Here is a 16,460-nt window from a genome sequence, read left to right on the forward strand (position 1 = left end):
GGAGCGGACAGAAACGCGGCAATTCGCGCGTCCCGACAGTCGGGACCCGCAAACTCAAGGAGTAACACCAATGGCAACCGGCACCGTCAAGTGGTTCAACGCCGAAAAGGGCTTTGGATTCATCACACCCGCCGACGGCTCGTCTGACGTTTTCGCACACTACTCGGCCATCCAGTCGAGCGGCTACCGCACGCTCAACGAGAACCAGCAGGTCGAGTACGACGTGGCTCAGGGCCCCAAGGGTCTGCAGGCAGAGAACATCCGCCCGCTCGACTGAGCGTCGCACACAGAGCGAGAGCCTCACGGACACGGTCCGTGAGGCTCTCGCCGTTTCTGCCTGACTCGTCGTCCACAGCGCGTCCACCCGGGCGCGCTCTCCACACCCGGAGGTATCGCGCGTATCCGGGCGGCGGATGCTGGCATTCTGAAGATTGCTGATCGACAATGGAGGTGTGATCGAGATGACCGAACCGCAGGTGTGGACGCTGATCGGCGTCTTCGCAGCAGCGCTGTTCGGCATGCTCACCCTCATGTCGACCACGTTCATCAGGGTCGTGCGCACGGAGATATCCAGTCTGCGTCACGAGTTGAAAGCCGACATGGCGACAGGATTTGCCGCCGTGCGCGCAGACATTACGCGTCTCGACGGGCGAATGGACCGTCTCGACGGGCGAATGGACCGCCTCGAAGAGCGCGTTGACTCCATCGACAATGACGTCCAGGCGCTGACCAAGCGCAGCTACGGCATCGAGTAGGCCAATCGTCAGTTCAGCAGCGCCCGGTCGTCGAACGTTGCACCCTTGATCTTCGCGAACTCGTCGAGCAGCAAGGGCACTGTCAGCTTCGCCTTCTCGTCTGCCGACGCTTCGAAGACGATGCGCCCCTCGTGCATCATGACGAGGCGGTTCCCGAGCTTCAGGGCCTGCTCCATATTGTGGGTCACCATGAGGGTCGTGAGCTTTCCCTGAGCGACGATCGTCTCCGTGAGGTTCGCGACAAGGGCCGCACGCTGCGGGTCGAGCGCTGCCGTGTGCTCGTCGAGCAGAAGAATGCGGGGGTTCGTGAACCCTGCCATCAGCAGCGACAGGGCCTGGCGCTGACCGCCGGACAGCAGTCCGACTTTCGCCGAGAGCCGGTCCTCGAGCCCCAGCTCGAGCGATCGCAGCTCCGACCGGAAGTGCTCGCGCTGCCGGGAGCCGAGCGCGAGTCCCAGGCCGCGCGGCTTGCCTCGCCGCACGGCGAGGGCGAGGTTCTGCTCGATCGTGAGATTCGGCGCTGTGCCCGCCATGGGGTCCTGGAACACGCGGCCGATGTAGCGAGCGCGCTGGTGCTCCTTGAGCCGGTTCACCTTCTTCTCGTCGATCTCGATCGTTCCTGCGTCGACCGTGTACCGACCCGAAACAGCGTTGAGCAGCGTCGACTTGCCTGCGCCGTTCGAGCCGATGACGGTCACGAAGTCTCCCTCGTCGAGGCGAAGGCTCACGTCGACGAGCGCGCGACGCTCATTGACGCTGCCGGGAAAGAACGTCTTAGACAGAGAGTCGATGACGAGCATTGTGCCTACCTTCCCTCGCTCTTGGCGACCACGGTCGCAGCATCCGGCGGTCCACCCGGGTCATCGGCAGACGGAGCCGGACCGTCAACAGGCGCCACGTCTCGCGGCGGCACTCGCCCACCTCTGCCGCGCAGAGAGGGGATGCGCTTGAGAAAACCCCACCTCGGCAGCAGCAGTGCCGCGACGACGAGCATGGCCGTCACGAGCTTCATGTCGTTGGGGTCGAGCCCCACCCGCATCGCGTAGAAGATGATGAGGCGGTACAGCACCGCCCCGAACACGACGGCGAACGTCGAAACCCAGATGAAGCGTTGACCCAGAACGGCCTGACCCAGAATGACCGATGCGAGTCCGACGAGAATGAGCCCGATGCCCATGCTGATGTCGGCGAAGCCCTGATACTGGGCGACTAGCGCCCCGCACATCGCGACGAGACCGTTCGACAGAGCGAGCGTCAGAATCGTCGTTCTGTCGGTCGAGACACCGAAGCTGCGAATCATCGGACCGTTGTCGCCCGTGGCCTGAATCGCGAGCCCGAGATTCGTCGACAAGAACCAGTCGACGATGAGCTTCATGACCATGACGGCCACGAAGAGAATCGCGACGCCGAGCCACGTCCGCAGCATCCCTGCGTCTCTCAGTGGCGTGAACATCGTGTCTGCGCGAAGCATCGGCAGGTTCGCGGCGACGGTCGCGCCCTCTTTCGCGGTCCCCATGATCCGCAGGTTGACGGACCAGAGCGCGATCATCGTGAGAATTCCGGCGAGCAGTCCGTCGATTCTTCCCTTGGTGTGCAGCACGCCCGTGATGGCGCCGGCGACCAGCCCCGCCCCGCCACCGGCGAGGGTGGCGAGAACGGGATGCTGCCCGTTCGTGATCATTGCAGCGGCCACCGCCGCTCCGGTCGTGAAGCTTCCGTCGACCGTCAGGTCGGGAAAGTTGAGCACGCGGAACGTGAGATAGACGCCCAGCGCCATCACGCCATAGATGATCCCGAGTTCGAGTGCGCCGATCATGCTGCCAACCTTACGTGCGGACGGGGATTACTCGACGGACTCTGCCTTGTCGAGAATCTCCTCGGGGATCGTGACGCCCATGCGCTCGGCAGCGCCCGGGTTGACGACGTACGTGAACTCCTTGGACACCTCAACGGGCATCGTTGCCGGGTCAGCATCCTCTGTCAGAATCTTCAGCGCCATCTCGCCTGTCTGCATGCCCAGCGCGGTGTAGTCGATACCCAGCGTCGCGATCGCGCCGCCCTCGACCGTGCCCGACTCGGCGCCGATCACGGGAATCTGCTTCTTCTCGGCCACCTGAATGAGCGAGGCGATGCCGGAGACGACAGTGTTGTCCGTGGGCACGTAGATCGCGTCGACGTCGCCGAGCGCCTCGGCTGCCTGCGCGATGTCGTTCGCTGTCGTCACGGTTTGCGTCGTGATCGACATGTCGCGTTCACTCGCGGCTTCTTCAGCTGCCTTCACCTGAACTTCGGAGTTCACTTCGCCCGAGCTGTAGACGATTCCGATGGTCGAGGCGTCGGGAACGATCTGCTTGAGCAGGTCGAGCTGGTCGCCGATGGGCGCGGCATCACTTGTACCGGTGATGTTGCCGCCCGGCTCCTCGTTCGAATCCACGAGCTCTGCTGACTCGGCGTCGGTCACGGCCGTGAAGAGCACGGGAATGTCGAGGATCGCCTGGGCTGCCGCCTGAGCCGCGGGAGTCGCCACCGCGAGCACCATGTCAAGATCCTGCGATGCGAAGTTCTGTGCGATCGTGACGGCGGTCGACTGCTCGCCGTTCGCGTTCTGCACGTCGAACTCGACGGTCTCGCCTTCGACGTAGCCCGCGTCGATGAACGCCTGCTTGAAACCGTCAGTCGCCGCGTCGAGGGCGGGATGCTGCACGAGCTGGCTGATTCCGATCGTCAGCTTCTCTTTACCGCCGTCGTTGCCACCGCCCTCTGACTGGTCGCCGCTGCATCCGGCAAGTGCGAGCGCGCCGGCAGCCGCGATCGCGAGGCCCATCGTGGCCCGTGACTTCTTCATTCTGAGGTTCTCCTTTGATGCCCGTGGGAAAGCACGTCTCTAGAGGTTACCGGGAGAATGCCGCCCGCACGCACGAGAGTTGCATGCGGCGGTGGTTTTCGCACCGGTCGTTGTCAACCCGTGATGTCGCAGCACCATCGATACCGCGGCGCTTCTCCCCCGCACGGGGGTTATCGGAGTCAGCATCGGTCTTGCTACCGTGAAGACCAGCTGCTGATGAAGAATGCGCACAACGCGTTCGAATGCCGACCTAGCACGAGATCCCGGCGGCCGTTGCTACCCGGTCAGGTGGTCCAAGACTCCTGAGCAACGAGCCGCCGCGTCTCTCGGCACGCCGAGTCAGCCGGCGTTTCGCCGTGCAGTCCTGGTCATTCGAGAAGCTCTGACAGCTCCAGCCAGCGCGTCTCGAGGTCGCTCAGCTCGGTCTCGACGCCCTGAAGCCTCGCCGTCAACTCTCCGAGCCCCTCGTAATCGCTCTGATCGTGGTCGGCGAGCTCCTGGTGCAGGGTCCCGATCTTCTTCTGCAGCTTCGCGATCTTGCGGTCGACGGCAGACAGCTCCTTCTCGGCGGCACGCCGCTCCGCACCACCGAGTCCCGGTTGGGCGGGGGCGGATGCTGCAAGGGGCGGAACCGTTGCCTCGTCAGCATCCGCCTTCTGCCGCCCCCTGAGCCGAAGGAACTCCTCAACCCCGCCGGGGAGGTGCCGGAGGTGCCCTTCGATCACGGCGTACTGCTGGTCTGTGACGCGCTCAATGAGATAGCGGTCGTGCGACACGACGATGAGCGTGCCCGGCCAGGAGTCGAGAAGGTCCTCGATCGCGGCCAGCATGTCGGTGTCGAGGTCGTTCGTCGGCTCGTCGAGAATGAGCACGTTGGGTTCGTCGAGCAGGATCAGGAGCAGCTGCAGTCGTCGCTTCTGGCCGCCCGAGAGGTCAGCGATCGGCGTCGACAGCTGCGCGCTTGAGAACCCGAGACGCTCGAGCAGCTGCCCGGGAGTGAGCTCCTTGCCTCCCGCAACGTAGCCCGACTTGAGCCGCCCGATAACGGTGCGCACGCGTTCATGCGCAATCTCATCGAGCTCGTCGAGCTGCTGAGTGAGGCTCGCGATGCGCACGGTCTTGCCGCGCTTCACACGCCCCGTCGTCGGTTCGACGTCGCCCGTGATCAGGCCGAGCAGCGTCGATTTGCCCGCGCCGTTGATGCCGAGAATGCCCGTGCGCTCCCCCGGTGCGATGCGCCACTCCACCTGGTTGAGCACCGTTCGGTCGCCATACGCTACGCCGACGTCGATGAGGTCGACGACGTCTTTGCCGAGACGCGACGTTGCGAGCTGCGTCAGCTCGACGGCGTTGCGCGCAGGCGGCTCGTTGGCAATCAGCTCGTTCGCGGCGTCGATGCGGAACTTCGGCTTCGACGTACGCGCGGGCGGCCCGCGGCGCAGCCATGCGAGCTCTTTGCGCATGAGGTTCTGCCGCTTCTCTTCTGCGACGGCGGCGAGCCTGTCGCGTTCGACGCGCTGCAGAATGTACGCGGCATAGCCGCCTTCGAACGGCTCGACGATGCGATCGTGTACCTCCCATGTTGCCGTGCACACCTCGTCGAGAAACCACCGGTCGTGCGTGACGACGACGAGCCCACCGCTCGACGCTCCCCACCGCCGCTTCAGGTGCTCGGCAAGCCAGGCGATTCCCTCGACGTCGAGGTGGTTCGTCGGCTCGTCGAGAAACAGCACGTCCCATTCGCCCGCGAGCAGTGACGCGAGCGCGACGCGCCGACGCTGTCCGCCCGAGAGCGAGCCGACGGGCGCCTGCCAGGGAATGTCGCGGGCGAGGCCCGTGATGATGTCGCGAATGCGCGCATCGCCGGCCCATTCGTGCTCGGCCATGGTGCCGACGATGGTTTCAGCGACCGTCGCGCGATCGTCGAGCACGTCTCTCTGGTCGAGAACGCCGATCGTCGTTCCCCGGCGCATCGTGACGCGACCATCATCCGGCTCGAGTCGCCCCGCCATCAGAGCGAGCAGCGTCGACTTGCCATCGCCGTTTCGCCCCACGATGCCGACCCTGTCGCCCTCGTTGAGGCCGACCGTGACCGAATCGAAGACGACCTTGGTCGGAAATTCGAGGTGCAGATTCTCACCTCCGAGCAGGTGAGCCATCAGGTCTCCATCACTCGAGCGCCCGCGACGGGCCCGGTCACATGCTTGGCGGTGACTCCGGATGCTGCCAGGCTCACTTGCACGTCGATCGCCGCCTCGGCGCTCGCGGCGAGCAGAGCGATGGTCGGCCCCGATCCCGAGACGATGCCGGCGAGTGCTCCGCTGTCGTCGCCGACCTCGAGAGTGCGCGTGAGCTCCGGCCGAAGGTGCAGTGCCGCCACTTGAAGGTCGTTGTGCAGCACGTCAGCGAGCAGATGCGCATCGCCCGCGCGAATCGCCTGAAGAACGCCGGTGTCCACCGCCGGAGCATCGTCGATCGGAGCGATGTCGGCCGCGTGCTTCTCGCGATGGCTGTCGAGCTCGCCGTACACCTCGGGCGTCGACATGCCCTCGTCGGCGAGCGCGAGCACCCAGTGGAACGTCCCCTTGGCGAGTGCGGGGCTGAGCCGGTCGCCGCGACCCGTGCCGATGGCGGTCCCGCCGACGAGCGAGAACGGCACGTCGGCGCCGAGCCTTGCAGCGAGCTTGAGCAGGTCGTCGCGCCCGACGTCGGTCTGCCAGAGAGCATCGCACGCGAGCAGCGCCGCGGCAGCATCCGCCGAGCCGCCGCCCATGCCGCCCGCAATGGGAACGTGCTTCTCGATCTGCAGGTGAACGCCGCCGGCGAAGCCCGCCTTCTTCGCCAGCATCCGTGCTGCTTTGATGGCGAGATTCGAGCGGTCAGTCGGAAGTCCGCGGGTGTTGATGGGGCCGCTGAAAGCGACAGAGAACGTGTCGGACGGAAAGGCCCGAACGTCTTCGAAGAGCGACACAGCCTGGTAAGCGGTTGCGACGTCGTGGTAGCCGTCATCCGTGCGACGACCGACGTTCATGTAGACGTTGATCTTGCCCGGGGCGCGAACGTGGACGTGCGGGACGTCGTTCAGATCGCTCATGCTTCCAACCTAGTGGAGGCAGCGTGACGCGCATATTTCACGTGACGTCGCGCGTCCACGCGTACAGGCGCAGCCGTGCGCCTGACGACGTCCCTCGTCACCCCGAGACATCGGGCTGGGCGGGGAGCCAGCTCTTCAGGAGCGCTTTCGCTTCGGCAACCTCGTCGGCCGAGCCCAGCTTCGGCATGGTGAGCGAGGCGCGTGTCTTCTCTCCCGAGGGGTAGATTCCTGCGACCACCGTGCCGCCGTTCGGGAGCTTCCACCGAGCGCTGGCGTTTTTCGCGGTGGTGTTGACGGATGCCGGTTCGCAGCCGGCTGCAGCGGTCACGGCGGCGACGAGGGCCGTGACGACGGCATCGCGCGACGCTGTGTACGTGCGGCTCACGCTCGCCTCGAATGTGCCATCGGCGCGCTGCCCTGGCTGGCGGCGACCGATGTGCTGTTCGAAGCCCACCGTGATGCCCTGTGCCCACCAGCCGTCGACGCCGCGCTCGTCGACGAGCCAGGCAGCAATGGTCGTGTGGTCCCACTCGCGGGCGCCGGCGCTGTCGAGCAGGTCGTTCCAGGCATCACGTGACCGTCCGGTCGCCCGTTCGAGGGCTTCGGTGCCGACGGTCTCGCTGTGCGACGCGGTGGGCTTTGTCATGCCCCTAGTGTGCCTTGAGGGCGGCTTCCCCGCCAGCGTTCAGTCCGCGGCAGCGCCAAAATCAGCCCACTGCCGCGCACAACTTCGGAAATCTGCGGCAATCGCCAACCACGCAGAGAAAAACCCCAGGTCAGGGGTGCTCGCAATGCACAGTGCCGGCCAATTCTCCGAAATACGTGCACGCGGGTGAATCTCAAACGCGCGCGAGCGCGGCGAAGTCATGCACCGTGAGCGTCTCACCCCGGCTCGTCGGATCGATGCTCGCGCTTTCGAGAACAGCGGATGCCGCGGCCGAGCCGCCGAGCACGGAGCCCAGCGACTGCCGCAGCATCTTGCGGCGCTGCGCGAATGCAGCATCCACGAGGGCAAAGGTCTTCTCACGCTCTGCCTCGGTTCCGAACGGCTCACCGTGTCGCACGAACTCCACGAGCACGCTGTCGACGTTGGGGACGGGCCAGAACACCTGGCGACTCACGGTTCCCGCCGTGCGCCACGTTCCGTACCAGGCGGACTTGACGCTGGGGCTGCCGTACACCTTCGATCCGGGTTCAGCCGCGAGCCGGTACCCGACCTCGGCCTGCACCATGACGACGCCCGCCGTCAAGCTCGGCACCGTCTGCATGAGGTGCAGCAGCACGGGCACCGAGACGTTGTACGGCAGATTCGCGACGAGACGCGTCGGCTCCCCAGGCAGCTCACGCACGCGCAGCGCATCTTCGGCCAGAACCGTGAGGTCGGCGCCGGGCGCCATCTCGGCCACCGTGCGCGGCAGCTGCTCGGCAAGTCGCTTGTCGATCTCGATTGCGAGCACCTTCGCCCCCGCCTCGAGCAGTCCGAGCGTGAGCGATCCGAGTCCGGGTCCGACCTCGATCACGCGGTCGCCGGCCTGCACGTGCGCCGTCGCGACGATCTTGCGCACGGTATTGGCGTCGACGACGAAGTTCTGCCCGAGCTTCTTCGTGGGCTGCACGCCCAGCAGTTGGGCAAGGTCGCGAATCTCGGCGGGGCCGAGCAGCGCGACGCCGCTCATTGCGGGCCTGCAGCGTATGGATCGCCGGGCGCGACGACCGGGTCGGTGTCCCACCGGCCGTACACGTACTCGGTGTTCGAGAGAATCTGCGCCGCGAGCATCGTGACATCGGTCTCGAGATGCTGAGCGATAAACCGGACCGTGTGCGGCAGCAGGTACGACGCGTTGGGGCGACCCCGGTACGGCATCGGCGTGAGAAACGGCGCGTCGGTCTCGACAAGCACGAGCGCGCGCGGCGCAACGTCGAGCGCGCGGCGCAGGTTGCGCGCGTTCTTGAACGTCGCAGTGCCGGCGAACGACATGTACCAGCCGTTCTCGGTGCAGATCTCGGCGAGCTCCGTGTCGCCCGAGAAGCAGTGGAACACCGTGCGCTCAGGAGCGCCCACCCGCTTGAGCGTCGCCACGACATCGTCGTGTGCATCGCGATCGTGAATCTGCAGGGCCAGGTCGTTCTGCTTGGCGATCTCGATGTGCGCCTCGAACGACCGCAGCTGCGCCTCGCGACCGTCTTCTTCCGTGCGAAAGTAGTCGAGTCCCGTCTCGCCGATGCAGCGCACGCGCGGCCGCGACGCGAGCTCAGCGATCGCCGCGAGACCGTCGTCGAGCGTGCCGGCGGCATCGAGCACCGGCGCTTCGTTCGGGTGAATGGCGACGGCCGCCAGCATCCGGGGTTCGGTGGATGCTGCCTCAGCAGACCACCGCGACGAGGCAACGTCGGTGCCGACCTGCACAATGCCCCGCACACCCGCGGCAGAGGCGCGGTCGAGTTGCTCAGCGGGCGTCAGCGAAGGGCCGTCGACCGGAAAATCGTCGATGATCGAGGGGTCGATGTGCGTGTGGTTGTCGTAAACGGGAACGACGAGCTCCTCAGGCACGGGCGGGTAGCTCCGATCACGGTGCTTCTTCGCCGAGCGCCCACTCATCTTTCGCTCCGTTCGTCGCTTCTTGTCGTCAGTCGTTCGTCGTCTCGATGCGCGGGAACAGCGCCTCGAGACGACCCACAACGGTGCCTGCCGGCAGCTGCCCCCAGCGTCCCGCGTCGCGAATCGGCTGGTCGGCAAGTGCTCCGAGCGAGTCGACGACGCCGAGCGCTGTCCACAGCTTATCCGTTGCCACAGGCGTCACCGGGGCCAGCAGCACGGCGAGCGCGCGCAGTCCCTCCGTCACGGTGTACAGCACGGTCGCCAAGCGGTCGCGCTGCGCATCATCTTTCGCGAGCACCCACGGCTGCTGCTCGGTGATGTACCCGTTGAGCTCGTCGACGATCGTCCAGATGTGCGCGAGAGCGTCGTGAATCGCGAGCTTCTCGATCGCGGCATCCGCTGCGCTGGCAGCATCCGCCACCACCTGCTGCACGTGCAGATCGTCATCTGAATATTCGGATGCTGCGGGCACGCTGCCCTCGAAGTACCGCGTCACCATGGCCAGCACGCGCGACGCGAGGTTGCCGAACCCGTTTGCGAGCTCGGACTGATAGCGCGCCGAGAGGTCCTCCCAGCTGAACGACCCGTCTTGCCCGAACGCGATGGCGCGCATGAAGTAGTAGCGGAACGCATCGGAGCCAAAGGTGTCGGTGATCTCGGTCGGGGCGATGCCCGTGAGCTTGGACTTCGACATCTTCTCGCCACCGACGAGCAGCCAGCCGTGTCCGTACACCCGCTGCGGCACCTCGAGCCCCGCGGCCATGAGCATGGCCGGCCAGATCACGGCGTGAAAGCGCAGAATGTCCTTGCCGACAATGTGCACGCCGGGCCACAGGCGTTCGAGCTTGTCTGAGCTGTCGTCGCCGTAGCCGATCGCGGTGATGTAGTTGAGCAGAGCGTCGAACCACACGTAGACGACGTGCGAGTCGTCCCAGGGCACCTTGACGCCCCAGTCGAAGCTCGAGCGCGAGATCGACAGGTCGCTCAGTCCCTGCTTGACGAACTGCGTCACCTCGTTGCGCGCCGACTCCGGCTGCACGAAGTCAGGGCGCTCGTTGTAGAGCGCGAGAAGACGGTCGGCGAATTCGCTCATGCGAAAGAAGTAGTTGCGCTCCTGCAGCAGCTCGACGGGCTTCGAGTGAATGGCGCAGACCTTCTGCCCCTCGTACGGCCCCGAACCGTCGACGAGCTCTGACTCCTGCTTGTACTCTTCGCAGCCCACGCAGTAGAAGCCCTCGTACTCGCCGGCGTAGATGAATCCGTCGTCGTAGAGCTTCTGCAGAAACGTCTGCACGGCCTCTTCGTGGCGCGGCTCGGTTGTGCGAATGAAGTCGTCGTTCGCCACGTCGATCGTCTCGAGCAACGGACGCCAGCTCTTCTCCACGAGCGTGTCGGCCCATTCCTTCGGGCTCACGCCGTTGGCGGTCGCGGTGCGCAAGATCTTCTCGCCGTGCTCGTCTGTGCCCGTCAGCATCCACGTGTCGTCTCCGGCCTGCCGGTGCCAGCGCGCGAGAACGTCGGCGGCGACCTCGGTGTACGCGTGCCCGATGTGCGGGGCGTCGTTCACGTAGAAGATCGGGGTCGTGACGTAGAAGGATTTGCCAGAGCGCATGGGTTCCATCCTAAAGCGAGACGCCTGCGCGTTTGGCCCAGATGACGCGCCCCGCACAGCCCGAGAGGCGTAGGCTCGCCCCATGAGACAACGACGCATCGCATCTTTCTCTGTCAGTGCGATCGGACTTGGCGGCATGCCCATGTCGATTCCCGGCCGCAAAGATCGCGGCACGTCGATCGCGACGATCCACGCCGCCCTCGACGCGGGAGTGACGCTCATCGACACCGCCGACGCCTACACGTCGCCCGGCGATGGCCAGGGGCACAACGAAGTCCTCATCGCCGAGGCGCTCTCGTCGTACGGAAGCGACACCTCGAGCGTGCTCGTCGCGACGAAGGGCGGGCTCATCTATTCGGATCCGGGACCGTGGGCTCGCACGGGCACGCCCGAGTATCTGAAGGATGCTGCCAAGCAGTCAGCCACGCGACTCGGCGTCGAGTCGATCGGTCTGTATCAGTTCCACCGTCCCGATCCCGATGTTCCGTATGCGGAGTCGATCGGAGCGCTGAAGGAGCTCGTCGCGGAGGGCGTGGTCGTGCACGCCGGGATCTCGAACGCCAATGTCGACCAGATTCGTGAGGCCCACAGCATCCTCGGTGACGACCTCGTGTCTGTGCAGAACCAGTTCTCGCCCGCTCACCTCGACAGCCGGCCCGAACTCGACCTGTGCGCAGAACTCGGCCTTGCCTTCTTGCCGTGGAGTCCGCTGGGCGGCATCAAGCGCGCGGGCGAGCTCGCCGACGATCACGCGGCGTTCGGCGAGGTCGCGACCGAGCTCGACGTCAGTCCGCAGCAGGTCGCGCTTGCGTGGGAGCTTTCGCTCTCAGAGGTCGTCGTGCCGATTCCGGGTGCGAGCAGGCCGGCGTCGATCGAGGACTCCGCGAAGGCCGCTGATCTCGAGCTCAGCGCCGAGCAGCTGCAGCGCCTCGGCGCGTAATCTCCAGGCGTGAGGGGCTGCGCCGCATCATCGACGGCGTTTCGCCGGGGTGGGTGCGGGCACAGCGTTCGTGTCGTGATTCGTCGCCATGAGGTGCTCTGAGAGTGCCATCCAGGCGGCGAACACAAGGCAGCCGGCCTCGAAGCTCGGCAGATCGTCGTTCCAGCGAGCGGACGTCCCGCGCTTCCGGGCACCCGTGGCGACGCCCCCTTTCGCCAGCAGCGCGAGGCCGCCTGCGAGGTTGAGAGCGCCCCAGATGCCGTTCACCCCCGGTCCGGAGTCTCGACCGCCAAGCGGCGTCAGGTGGCGGCGCGCCGAGACCGCTGTCGCGAGGTGGGGCGCGCTGTTGGCGACGAGCAATCCGGCGATGAACGATCGAGTTCGCGAAGAAGGCATGGGGTCACGATACGCCCGCGCGGCGCATCGAAGCGAGGCTCATGCGAAATGCTGTCGTCGACGTCGTGTCTCGATGCGCACCGCATGGAGCGCACGTCAGCGGTTGCGGGTGATTCGGCGAGCTACGGCTCGTCCGGTGATGAGCATGAGGCCCGCCGCGAGCAGACCAGCGCCCAGCGCTGCGAGGTTTCCTGCGCCGTCAGCGCCGGTGCGTGGCAGCTCAGCGCCGGCATCGCCCGGGTCATCAGCTGGAGCCGGAGGCGGCGTCGCGGACTCGGTCGGCGTGACCGGCGGTTCCGTCGGGGCAACAGCCACGGCCGTCTGCACGTCTCCGCATTCCGTGGCTGACGCTACTGTCGCCTCATCACCCGAATACAGCGCGACCCAGTAGTACGTGCCGGCCGCATCCGGAACGAACTCGCCCGATTCGGCCGTGCCCTCGGCGGACAGCGGCGACGTCACCGTGTAGAGCGCCTCCGTCAGGCATTGGTCGTCTCCGTAAACGGCAAACAGCACGTCGCCCGTCGCTGCTGCCGGCGTCACCGTCGCGGTGGCAGTGGCAGCCTCGCCCACAGTGAGCTCGTCCGTCGCCTGAACGGAGATCTGCGACGTGCGCGGCAGAACCGCGAAACTCTGCGTCTGTACGGCTCTGTCGAATTCGAAAGGCGCGCTCCACTGAGATGCTTCGATGGTGCATGTTCCCGACACAAGCAACGCAACGCTGCTTCCGTCGACCGTGCACACGTCTGGCGTTGTACTCGCGTAGCTCACCGGCAGTCCCGAGCTGGCGGTTGCCGCCAGAGCCACTGGCCCGTCGTCGACCATGGTGTCCGCCACGGCCGGGAATGTGATCGTCTGCGACTCAGGGAGCTCGGGGATTCCGAGGCGTAGCGTGCCTCGCAAGAAGTTGTTCAAATCGCGGTTGCTGCCTCTGACGTCGAAGCCGTACCGGTCGCCCGCTGAAACATCGAAGCTGACCGTGCCCGTGTATGCGAAATCACCGTTGGGAGGATTGCCAGAACAGTTCGGACCTTCGTCGATGACCGAATTGACGCTCCGCACTCCGGCTGACTCAATCACCTGATCAAGAATCGTCGTCGCGTCACACCACGCGTGATTTCCGGTCCATTCATACTCGACAGTGACGGTGCCGTCCTCGTCGGCAGTCGTCATCATCGACCATGTGCGCAGCTGCTCAAGGCCAGCTGGTTCCATGTCATACGAGAACTGCGCGGGCGCCGTCGTCCCATCGAAATCCAACGTGTACGTATTGTCAGGACCGCTTGCTTCCCACGCCGTACGTTCCGCGGCGTTGGCCGGCTGCACATCGACAAGCAGCGGACCGGCGATCAATGCTCCGGCTGCGAGCCCCAGCCCGAGGGTTCTCAGGGTGACTGTCGTTCTTCGCGATGCGACGCTGCTCACGGTTTCCTCTCGGCGGCGAGACACGTACCCACGAGAGTCTCGTCTTCTTCCCATCACCCTGCGACCCCCCATTCGAGGGTCACATCACAATCAGCGAATGGAGCGCGCGTCGAGCGCTGCCTGATAGAGGTCGCGCTTACCGAGCTCTGTTTCCGCAGCAACGGCGGCCGCGGCATCCTTGAGCCTCTCCCCCGCTGCGACGCGTTCCGTGACGCGGGCAAGACCGTCGTCAAGCGAGAAGGATGCCGCTTCGGCGCCGTGAACCACGAGCACGATCTCGCCCTTCACGCCGTCTGCGGCCCATGCGGCCACGTCGGACGCCGCACCTCGCTTGACCTGCTCATAGAGCTTCGTCAGCTCGCGGCACACGGCGACGCGACGGTCGGCGCCGAGCTCAGCGACCACGTCGTCGAGCGCAGACGCGATGCGCTGGGGCGATTCGAAGAACACCATGGTGCGTCGTTCATCGGCCAGCCCGCGCAGCGTCTTGCGTCGCTCGGCCGGCTTGCGGGGAAGAAACCCCTCGAACGTGAAGCGATCGGTCGGAAGCCCCGAGAGCGCAAGCGCCGTGATCACGGCACTCGGCCCTGGAATCACGGTGACGTCGACGTCTGCCGCGATCGCCGCCTGCACGAGATGGTAACCGGGGTCAGAGACGGTGGGCATTCCCGCGTCGCTCATCACGACGACGTCGCTCTCGCGTGCGCGCTGCACCAGGTCGGCGGCCTTGTCACGTTCGTTATGGTCGTGTAGAGCGACGATCTGCGGTCGGTTCTCGATGCCGAGTCCTGCGAGCAGCCGCGCCGTCGACCGGGTATCTTCGGCCGCGACAAACTCGGCCTCGCTCAGCGTCTCGACCAGCCGTGCCGAGGCGTCGCCGAGATTGCCGATCGGGGTCGCGGCAAGAATGATCATGCAGCCAGTCTGCCACCCGGAACACGCACCGAAGAACGAGTTCATCGTCCGGCGTCGTGACCGTGACAGCATCCCTCGCACAGCCGTCATCGTGGCGCGATCGCTAGCATGGCAGAGTGCCAGCCAGCCAACCTCCCGAGAGCGACGAGACGTTCGATTCCGTGGTGCGCGGCGGCACATCGTCGGTCTCGCAGCCCGCGGCAGACGACGTCGCGACGCCAGCATCCGGCACGCCCATTCCTGCTCGATCGCGCATTGACGCATGGTGGAACCGGATGCTGTCGAGCCCTGCTCGTCAGCGCCTGTGGACGTGGGGCGGCCCCGCGTTCGTCACGCTGCTCGCCGCTGTTCTGCGCCTGTGGAACCTCGGCAACCCCCACGCTCTCGTTTTCGACGAGACGTTCTACGTGAAAGACGCGTGGTCGCAGTGGAACAACGGCTACTCGACGACGTGGCCCGAGAACATCGACGGTCGCTTCGCCGCGGGCGACACCGACAGCTACAGCACAACCGGCTCATACGTCGTGCACCCCCCTCTCGCGAAGTGGCTCATCGGCCTCGGCATGGCCGTCTTCGGCGCCGACTCGAGTGTGGGCTGGCGCATCTCGACAGCGATCGTCGGCGTTCTCGCCGTCGTACTCGTGATGTTCGTCGCCCGCCAGCTGTTCCACTCGCGACTGCTCGCCGTCATCGCGGGCGGCCTGCTCGCGATCGATGGCCACGCCATCGTCATGTCGCGGGTCGCCCTGCTCGACAGCTACGTCATGTTCTTCGCGCTGTGCGGTTTCGCGTGCGTTCTGCTCGACCGGCGCTGGCACGAACGACGACTCGCGTCGGCTCTCGCCGCCTCCGCAGCATCCGATCGCCCTCTCACGTGGGGACCGGCGGTCTGGGGCCGCCCCTGGGTCATCGCCGCGGGAGTCGCCTTCGGGCTCTGCACGGCGACCAAGTGGTCTGGACTGTACTTTCTCGCAGCGTTCGGTCTCTATCTGGTGGTGGTGGATGCTCTCGCACGCCGCCGCGCCGGCATACCATTCTGGGCCTCTGCCGCGGTTCTCAAGCAAGGCCCCGTCACGTTTCTGCTGCTCGTGCCCGTCGCACTCGCCGTCTACCTCGCCAGCTGGACCGGCTGGTTCGTCACGGACGGCGGCTACGACCGGCAGTTCGCCGCGACGGACGGCAACGCCTGGACGGGCGCGTTCTCGTGGCTTCCGCTCGCCCTGCAGAGCCTCGTCGCGTATCACCAGTCGATGTACGACTTTCACGTCGGGCTCTCGACACCGCACCCCTACCAGTCGAATCCGTGGTCGTGGCTGCTCATGCTGCGGCCCGTGGCCATGTGGTACGAGGGCGTTCCCGCCGGAACGGGCGGCTGCACCGGTGAGTGCGTCGTCGACATCACGTCGATCGCGAACCCGCTCATCTGGTGGGCGGGAGCCGCAGCGGCCGTCTACCTGCTCGTGCGCCTCGTGCTGCGCCGCGAGTGGACGGCGGGGCTCATTCTCATGGGCTTCGTCGGCGGCTACCTTCCGTGGCTGCTGTACACCGACCGCACGGTATTCCAGTTCTACTCCATCGCGTTCGAGCCGTACCTCATTCTCGCGCTCACGTTCGTGATCGGCCTCGTGCTCGGACGGCCGGGCGACGCCGCAGAACGTCGCACAAGCGGCATCCTCGCCGTCGCGGTCTTCGGCGTCTTCTGCGTGCTGCTCTCGGCATTCTGGTACCCGCTGTGGGCCGCGATCCCCGTTCCCACCTGGTTCGTGGGGCTGCACTACTGGCTGCACAGTTGGATCTGACTGGCCTGCCGCGCCACGCACGATTAGCCTGGCGAACGGTGTGATGAGAGGAGGCCCGTGAACGCGGTCACAGTGAAAGA

16 protein-coding genes are annotated in these 16,460 nt (G+C 65.9%); 4 read left to right on the forward strand and 12 right to left on the reverse strand.

Annotated features, from left to right (window positions below; translation table 11 throughout):
• The first annotated feature begins 70 nt into the window (after nucleotides 1-70).
• Together ATJ78_RS13880 and ATJ78_RS13885 are read left to right on the forward strand one after the other, a co-directional pair.
• On the forward strand, nucleotides 71-277 hold the full coding sequence (locus tag ATJ78_RS13880) for a cold-shock protein (RefSeq protein ID WP_098408781.1): 207 nt from the start codon (nucleotides 71-73) through the stop codon (nucleotides 275-277).
• 175 nt (nucleotides 278-452) lie between these two features.
• A complete protein-coding gene (locus tag ATJ78_RS13885) occupies nucleotides 453-755 on the forward strand; it encodes a hypothetical protein (RefSeq protein ID WP_098408782.1) in 303 nt (100 codons plus the stop codon).
• Between the two features lie 8 nt (nucleotides 756-763).
• Here the strand turns inward: ATJ78_RS13885 and ATJ78_RS13890 are convergent, their stop codons facing one another.
• The 9 genes from ATJ78_RS13890 to metG all read right to left on the reverse strand — a co-directional run bounded on the left by ATJ78_RS13890 (nucleotide 764) and on the right by metG (nucleotide 10,905).
• Nucleotides 764-1,555, reverse strand: coding sequence for an ABC transporter ATP-binding protein (locus tag ATJ78_RS13890; protein ID WP_098408783.1), 792 nt, complete (start codon nucleotides 1,553-1,555; stop codon nucleotides 764-766).
• Between the two features lie 5 nt (nucleotides 1,556-1,560).
• The gene (locus tag ATJ78_RS13895) at nucleotides 1,561-2,571 is read right to left on the reverse strand and encodes an ABC transporter permease (RefSeq protein WP_098408784.1); all 1,011 of its coding nucleotides are present in this window, start codon (nucleotides 2,569-2,571) and stop codon (nucleotides 1,561-1,563) included.
• A 27-nt stretch (nucleotides 2,572-2,598) separates the two neighbouring features.
• Nucleotides 2,599-3,600, reverse strand: coding sequence for an ABC transporter substrate-binding protein (locus ATJ78_RS13900; protein WP_098408785.1), 1,002 nt, complete (start codon nucleotides 3,598-3,600; stop codon nucleotides 2,599-2,601).
• 368 nt (nucleotides 3,601-3,968) lie between these two features.
• Nucleotides 3,969-5,759: an ABC-F family ATP-binding cassette domain-containing protein gene (locus ATJ78_RS13905; RefSeq protein ID WP_098408786.1), complete on the reverse strand. Its 1,791-nt coding sequence runs from the start codon at nucleotides 5,757-5,759 to the stop codon at nucleotides 3,969-3,971.
• Nucleotides 5,759-6,694, reverse strand: a complete 936-nt coding sequence (locus ATJ78_RS13910) for a 4-(cytidine 5'-diphospho)-2-C-methyl-D-erythritol kinase (RefSeq protein WP_098408787.1) — start codon at nucleotides 6,692-6,694, stop codon at nucleotides 5,759-5,761. Before ATJ78_RS13910 ends, ATJ78_RS13905 begins: the two co-directional genes overlap by 1 nt.
• Before the next feature lie 97 nt (nucleotides 6,695-6,791).
• Nucleotides 6,792-7,340 carry a hypothetical protein gene (locus ATJ78_RS13915; protein ID WP_098408788.1) on the reverse strand — a complete coding sequence of 183 codons (549 nt, stop codon included), beginning with the start codon at nucleotides 7,338-7,340 and terminating at the stop codon, nucleotides 6,792-6,794.
• A gap of 193 nt (nucleotides 7,341-7,533) precedes the next feature.
• Nucleotides 7,534-8,370, reverse strand: a complete 837-nt coding sequence (rsmA, locus tag ATJ78_RS13920) for a 16S rRNA (adenine(1518)-N(6)/adenine(1519)-N(6))-dimethyltransferase RsmA (protein ID WP_098408789.1) — start codon at nucleotides 8,368-8,370, stop codon at nucleotides 7,534-7,536.
• Nucleotides 8,367-9,293 (reverse strand): TatD family hydrolase, encoded by a 927-nt coding sequence (locus tag ATJ78_RS13925; protein ID WP_098408790.1) that lies wholly within the window; start codon nucleotides 9,291-9,293, stop codon nucleotides 8,367-8,369. The genes rsmA and ATJ78_RS13925 overlap by 4 nt, the downstream gene beginning before the upstream one ends.
• 28 nt (nucleotides 9,294-9,321) lie before the next feature.
• Nucleotides 9,322-10,905: a methionine--tRNA ligase gene (gene metG, locus ATJ78_RS13930; protein WP_098408791.1), complete on the reverse strand. Its 1,584-nt coding sequence runs from the start codon at nucleotides 10,903-10,905 to the stop codon at nucleotides 9,322-9,324.
• Nucleotides 10,906-10,987: 82 nt separating this feature from the next.
• On the opposite strand from metG, the gene ATJ78_RS13935 reads away from it, so the two are divergent.
• On the forward strand, nucleotides 10,988-11,845 hold the full coding sequence (locus ATJ78_RS13935; protein ID WP_098408792.1) for an aldo/keto reductase: 858 nt from the start codon (nucleotides 10,988-10,990) through the stop codon (nucleotides 11,843-11,845).
• Nucleotides 11,846-11,872: 27 nt separating this feature from the next.
• Here ATJ78_RS13935 and ATJ78_RS13940 read toward each other — a convergent pair whose 3' ends face one another.
• The 3 genes from ATJ78_RS13940 to rsmI all read right to left on the reverse strand — a co-directional run bounded on the left by ATJ78_RS13940 (nucleotide 11,873) and on the right by rsmI (nucleotide 14,581).
• Nucleotides 11,873-12,241: a hypothetical protein gene (locus ATJ78_RS13940; protein WP_098408793.1), complete on the reverse strand. Its 369-nt coding sequence runs from the start codon at nucleotides 12,239-12,241 to the stop codon at nucleotides 11,873-11,875.
• 96 nt (nucleotides 12,242-12,337) lie between these two features.
• Complete coding sequence (locus tag ATJ78_RS13945) at nucleotides 12,338-13,666, reverse strand: LPXTG cell wall anchor domain-containing protein (RefSeq protein ID WP_098408794.1); 1,329 nt, start codon at nucleotides 13,664-13,666, stop codon at nucleotides 12,338-12,340.
• Nucleotides 13,667-13,756: 90 nt separating this feature from the next.
• Nucleotides 13,757-14,581 (reverse strand): 16S rRNA (cytidine(1402)-2'-O)-methyltransferase, encoded by an 825-nt coding sequence (rsmI, locus tag ATJ78_RS13950; protein WP_098409403.1) that lies wholly within the window; start codon nucleotides 14,579-14,581, stop codon nucleotides 13,757-13,759.
• A 116-nt stretch (nucleotides 14,582-14,697) separates the two neighbouring features.
• Here rsmI and ATJ78_RS13955 point away from each other — a divergent pair, with 116 nt between their 5' ends.
• Nucleotides 14,698-16,380 (forward strand): dolichyl-phosphate-mannose--protein mannosyltransferase, encoded by a 1,683-nt coding sequence (locus tag ATJ78_RS13955; protein WP_245836334.1) that lies wholly within the window; start codon nucleotides 14,698-14,700, stop codon nucleotides 16,378-16,380.
• Nucleotides 16,381-16,460 lie beyond the last annotated feature (80 nt).

It is taken from the genome of Paramicrobacterium agarici (assembly GCF_002563955.1).
GTDB lineage: Bacteria > Actinomycetota > Actinomycetes > Actinomycetales > Microbacteriaceae > Paramicrobacterium > Paramicrobacterium agarici.

What these genes read in the sequence shown, in the direction of transcription:
- ATJ78_RS13880 (WP_098408781.1), top strand. Translation starts at nt 71, where the DNA reads ATGGCAACCGGCACCGTCAAGTGGTTCAACGCCGAAAAGGGCTTTGGA.
- ATJ78_RS13890 (WP_098408783.1), bottom strand. Translation starts at nt 1,555, where the DNA reads ATGCTCGTCATCGACTCTCTGTCTAAGACGTTCTTTCCCGGCAGCGTC.
- ATJ78_RS13895 (WP_098408784.1), bottom strand. Translation starts at nt 2,571, where the DNA reads ATGATCGGCGCACTCGAACTCGGGATCATCTATGGCGTGATGGCGCTG.
- ATJ78_RS13900 (WP_098408785.1), bottom strand. Translation starts at nt 3,600, where the DNA reads ATGAAGAAGTCACGGGCCACGATGGGCCTCGCGATCGCGGCTGCCGGC.
- ATJ78_RS13905 (WP_098408786.1), bottom strand. Translation starts at nt 5,759, where the DNA reads ATGGCTCACCTGCTCGGAGGTGAGAATCTGCACCTCGAATTTCCGACC.
- ATJ78_RS13910 (WP_098408787.1), bottom strand. Translation starts at nt 6,694, where the DNA reads ATGAGCGATCTGAACGACGTCCCGCACGTCCACGTTCGCGCCCCGGGC.
- ATJ78_RS13915 (WP_098408788.1), bottom strand. Translation starts at nt 7,340, where the DNA reads ATGACAAAGCCCACCGCGTCGCACAGCGAGACCGTCGGCACCGAAGCC.
- rsmA (WP_098408789.1), bottom strand. Translation starts at nt 8,370, where the DNA reads ATGAGCGGCGTCGCGCTGCTCGGCCCCGCCGAGATTCGCGACCTTGCC.
- ATJ78_RS13925 (WP_098408790.1), bottom strand. Translation starts at nt 9,293, where the DNA reads ATGAGTGGGCGCTCGGCGAAGAAGCACCGTGATCGGAGCTACCCGCCC.
- metG (WP_098408791.1), bottom strand. Translation starts at nt 10,905, where the DNA reads ATGCGCTCTGGCAAATCCTTCTACGTCACGACCCCGATCTTCTACGTG.
- ATJ78_RS13935 (WP_098408792.1), top strand. Translation starts at nt 10,988, where the DNA reads ATGAGACAACGACGCATCGCATCTTTCTCTGTCAGTGCGATCGGACTT.
- ATJ78_RS13940 (WP_098408793.1), bottom strand. Translation starts at nt 12,241, where the DNA reads ATGCCTTCTTCGCGAACTCGATCGTTCATCGCCGGATTGCTCGTCGCC.
- rsmI (WP_098409403.1), bottom strand. Translation starts at nt 14,581, where the DNA reads ATGATCATTCTTGCCGCGACCCCGATCGGCAATCTCGGCGACGCCTCG.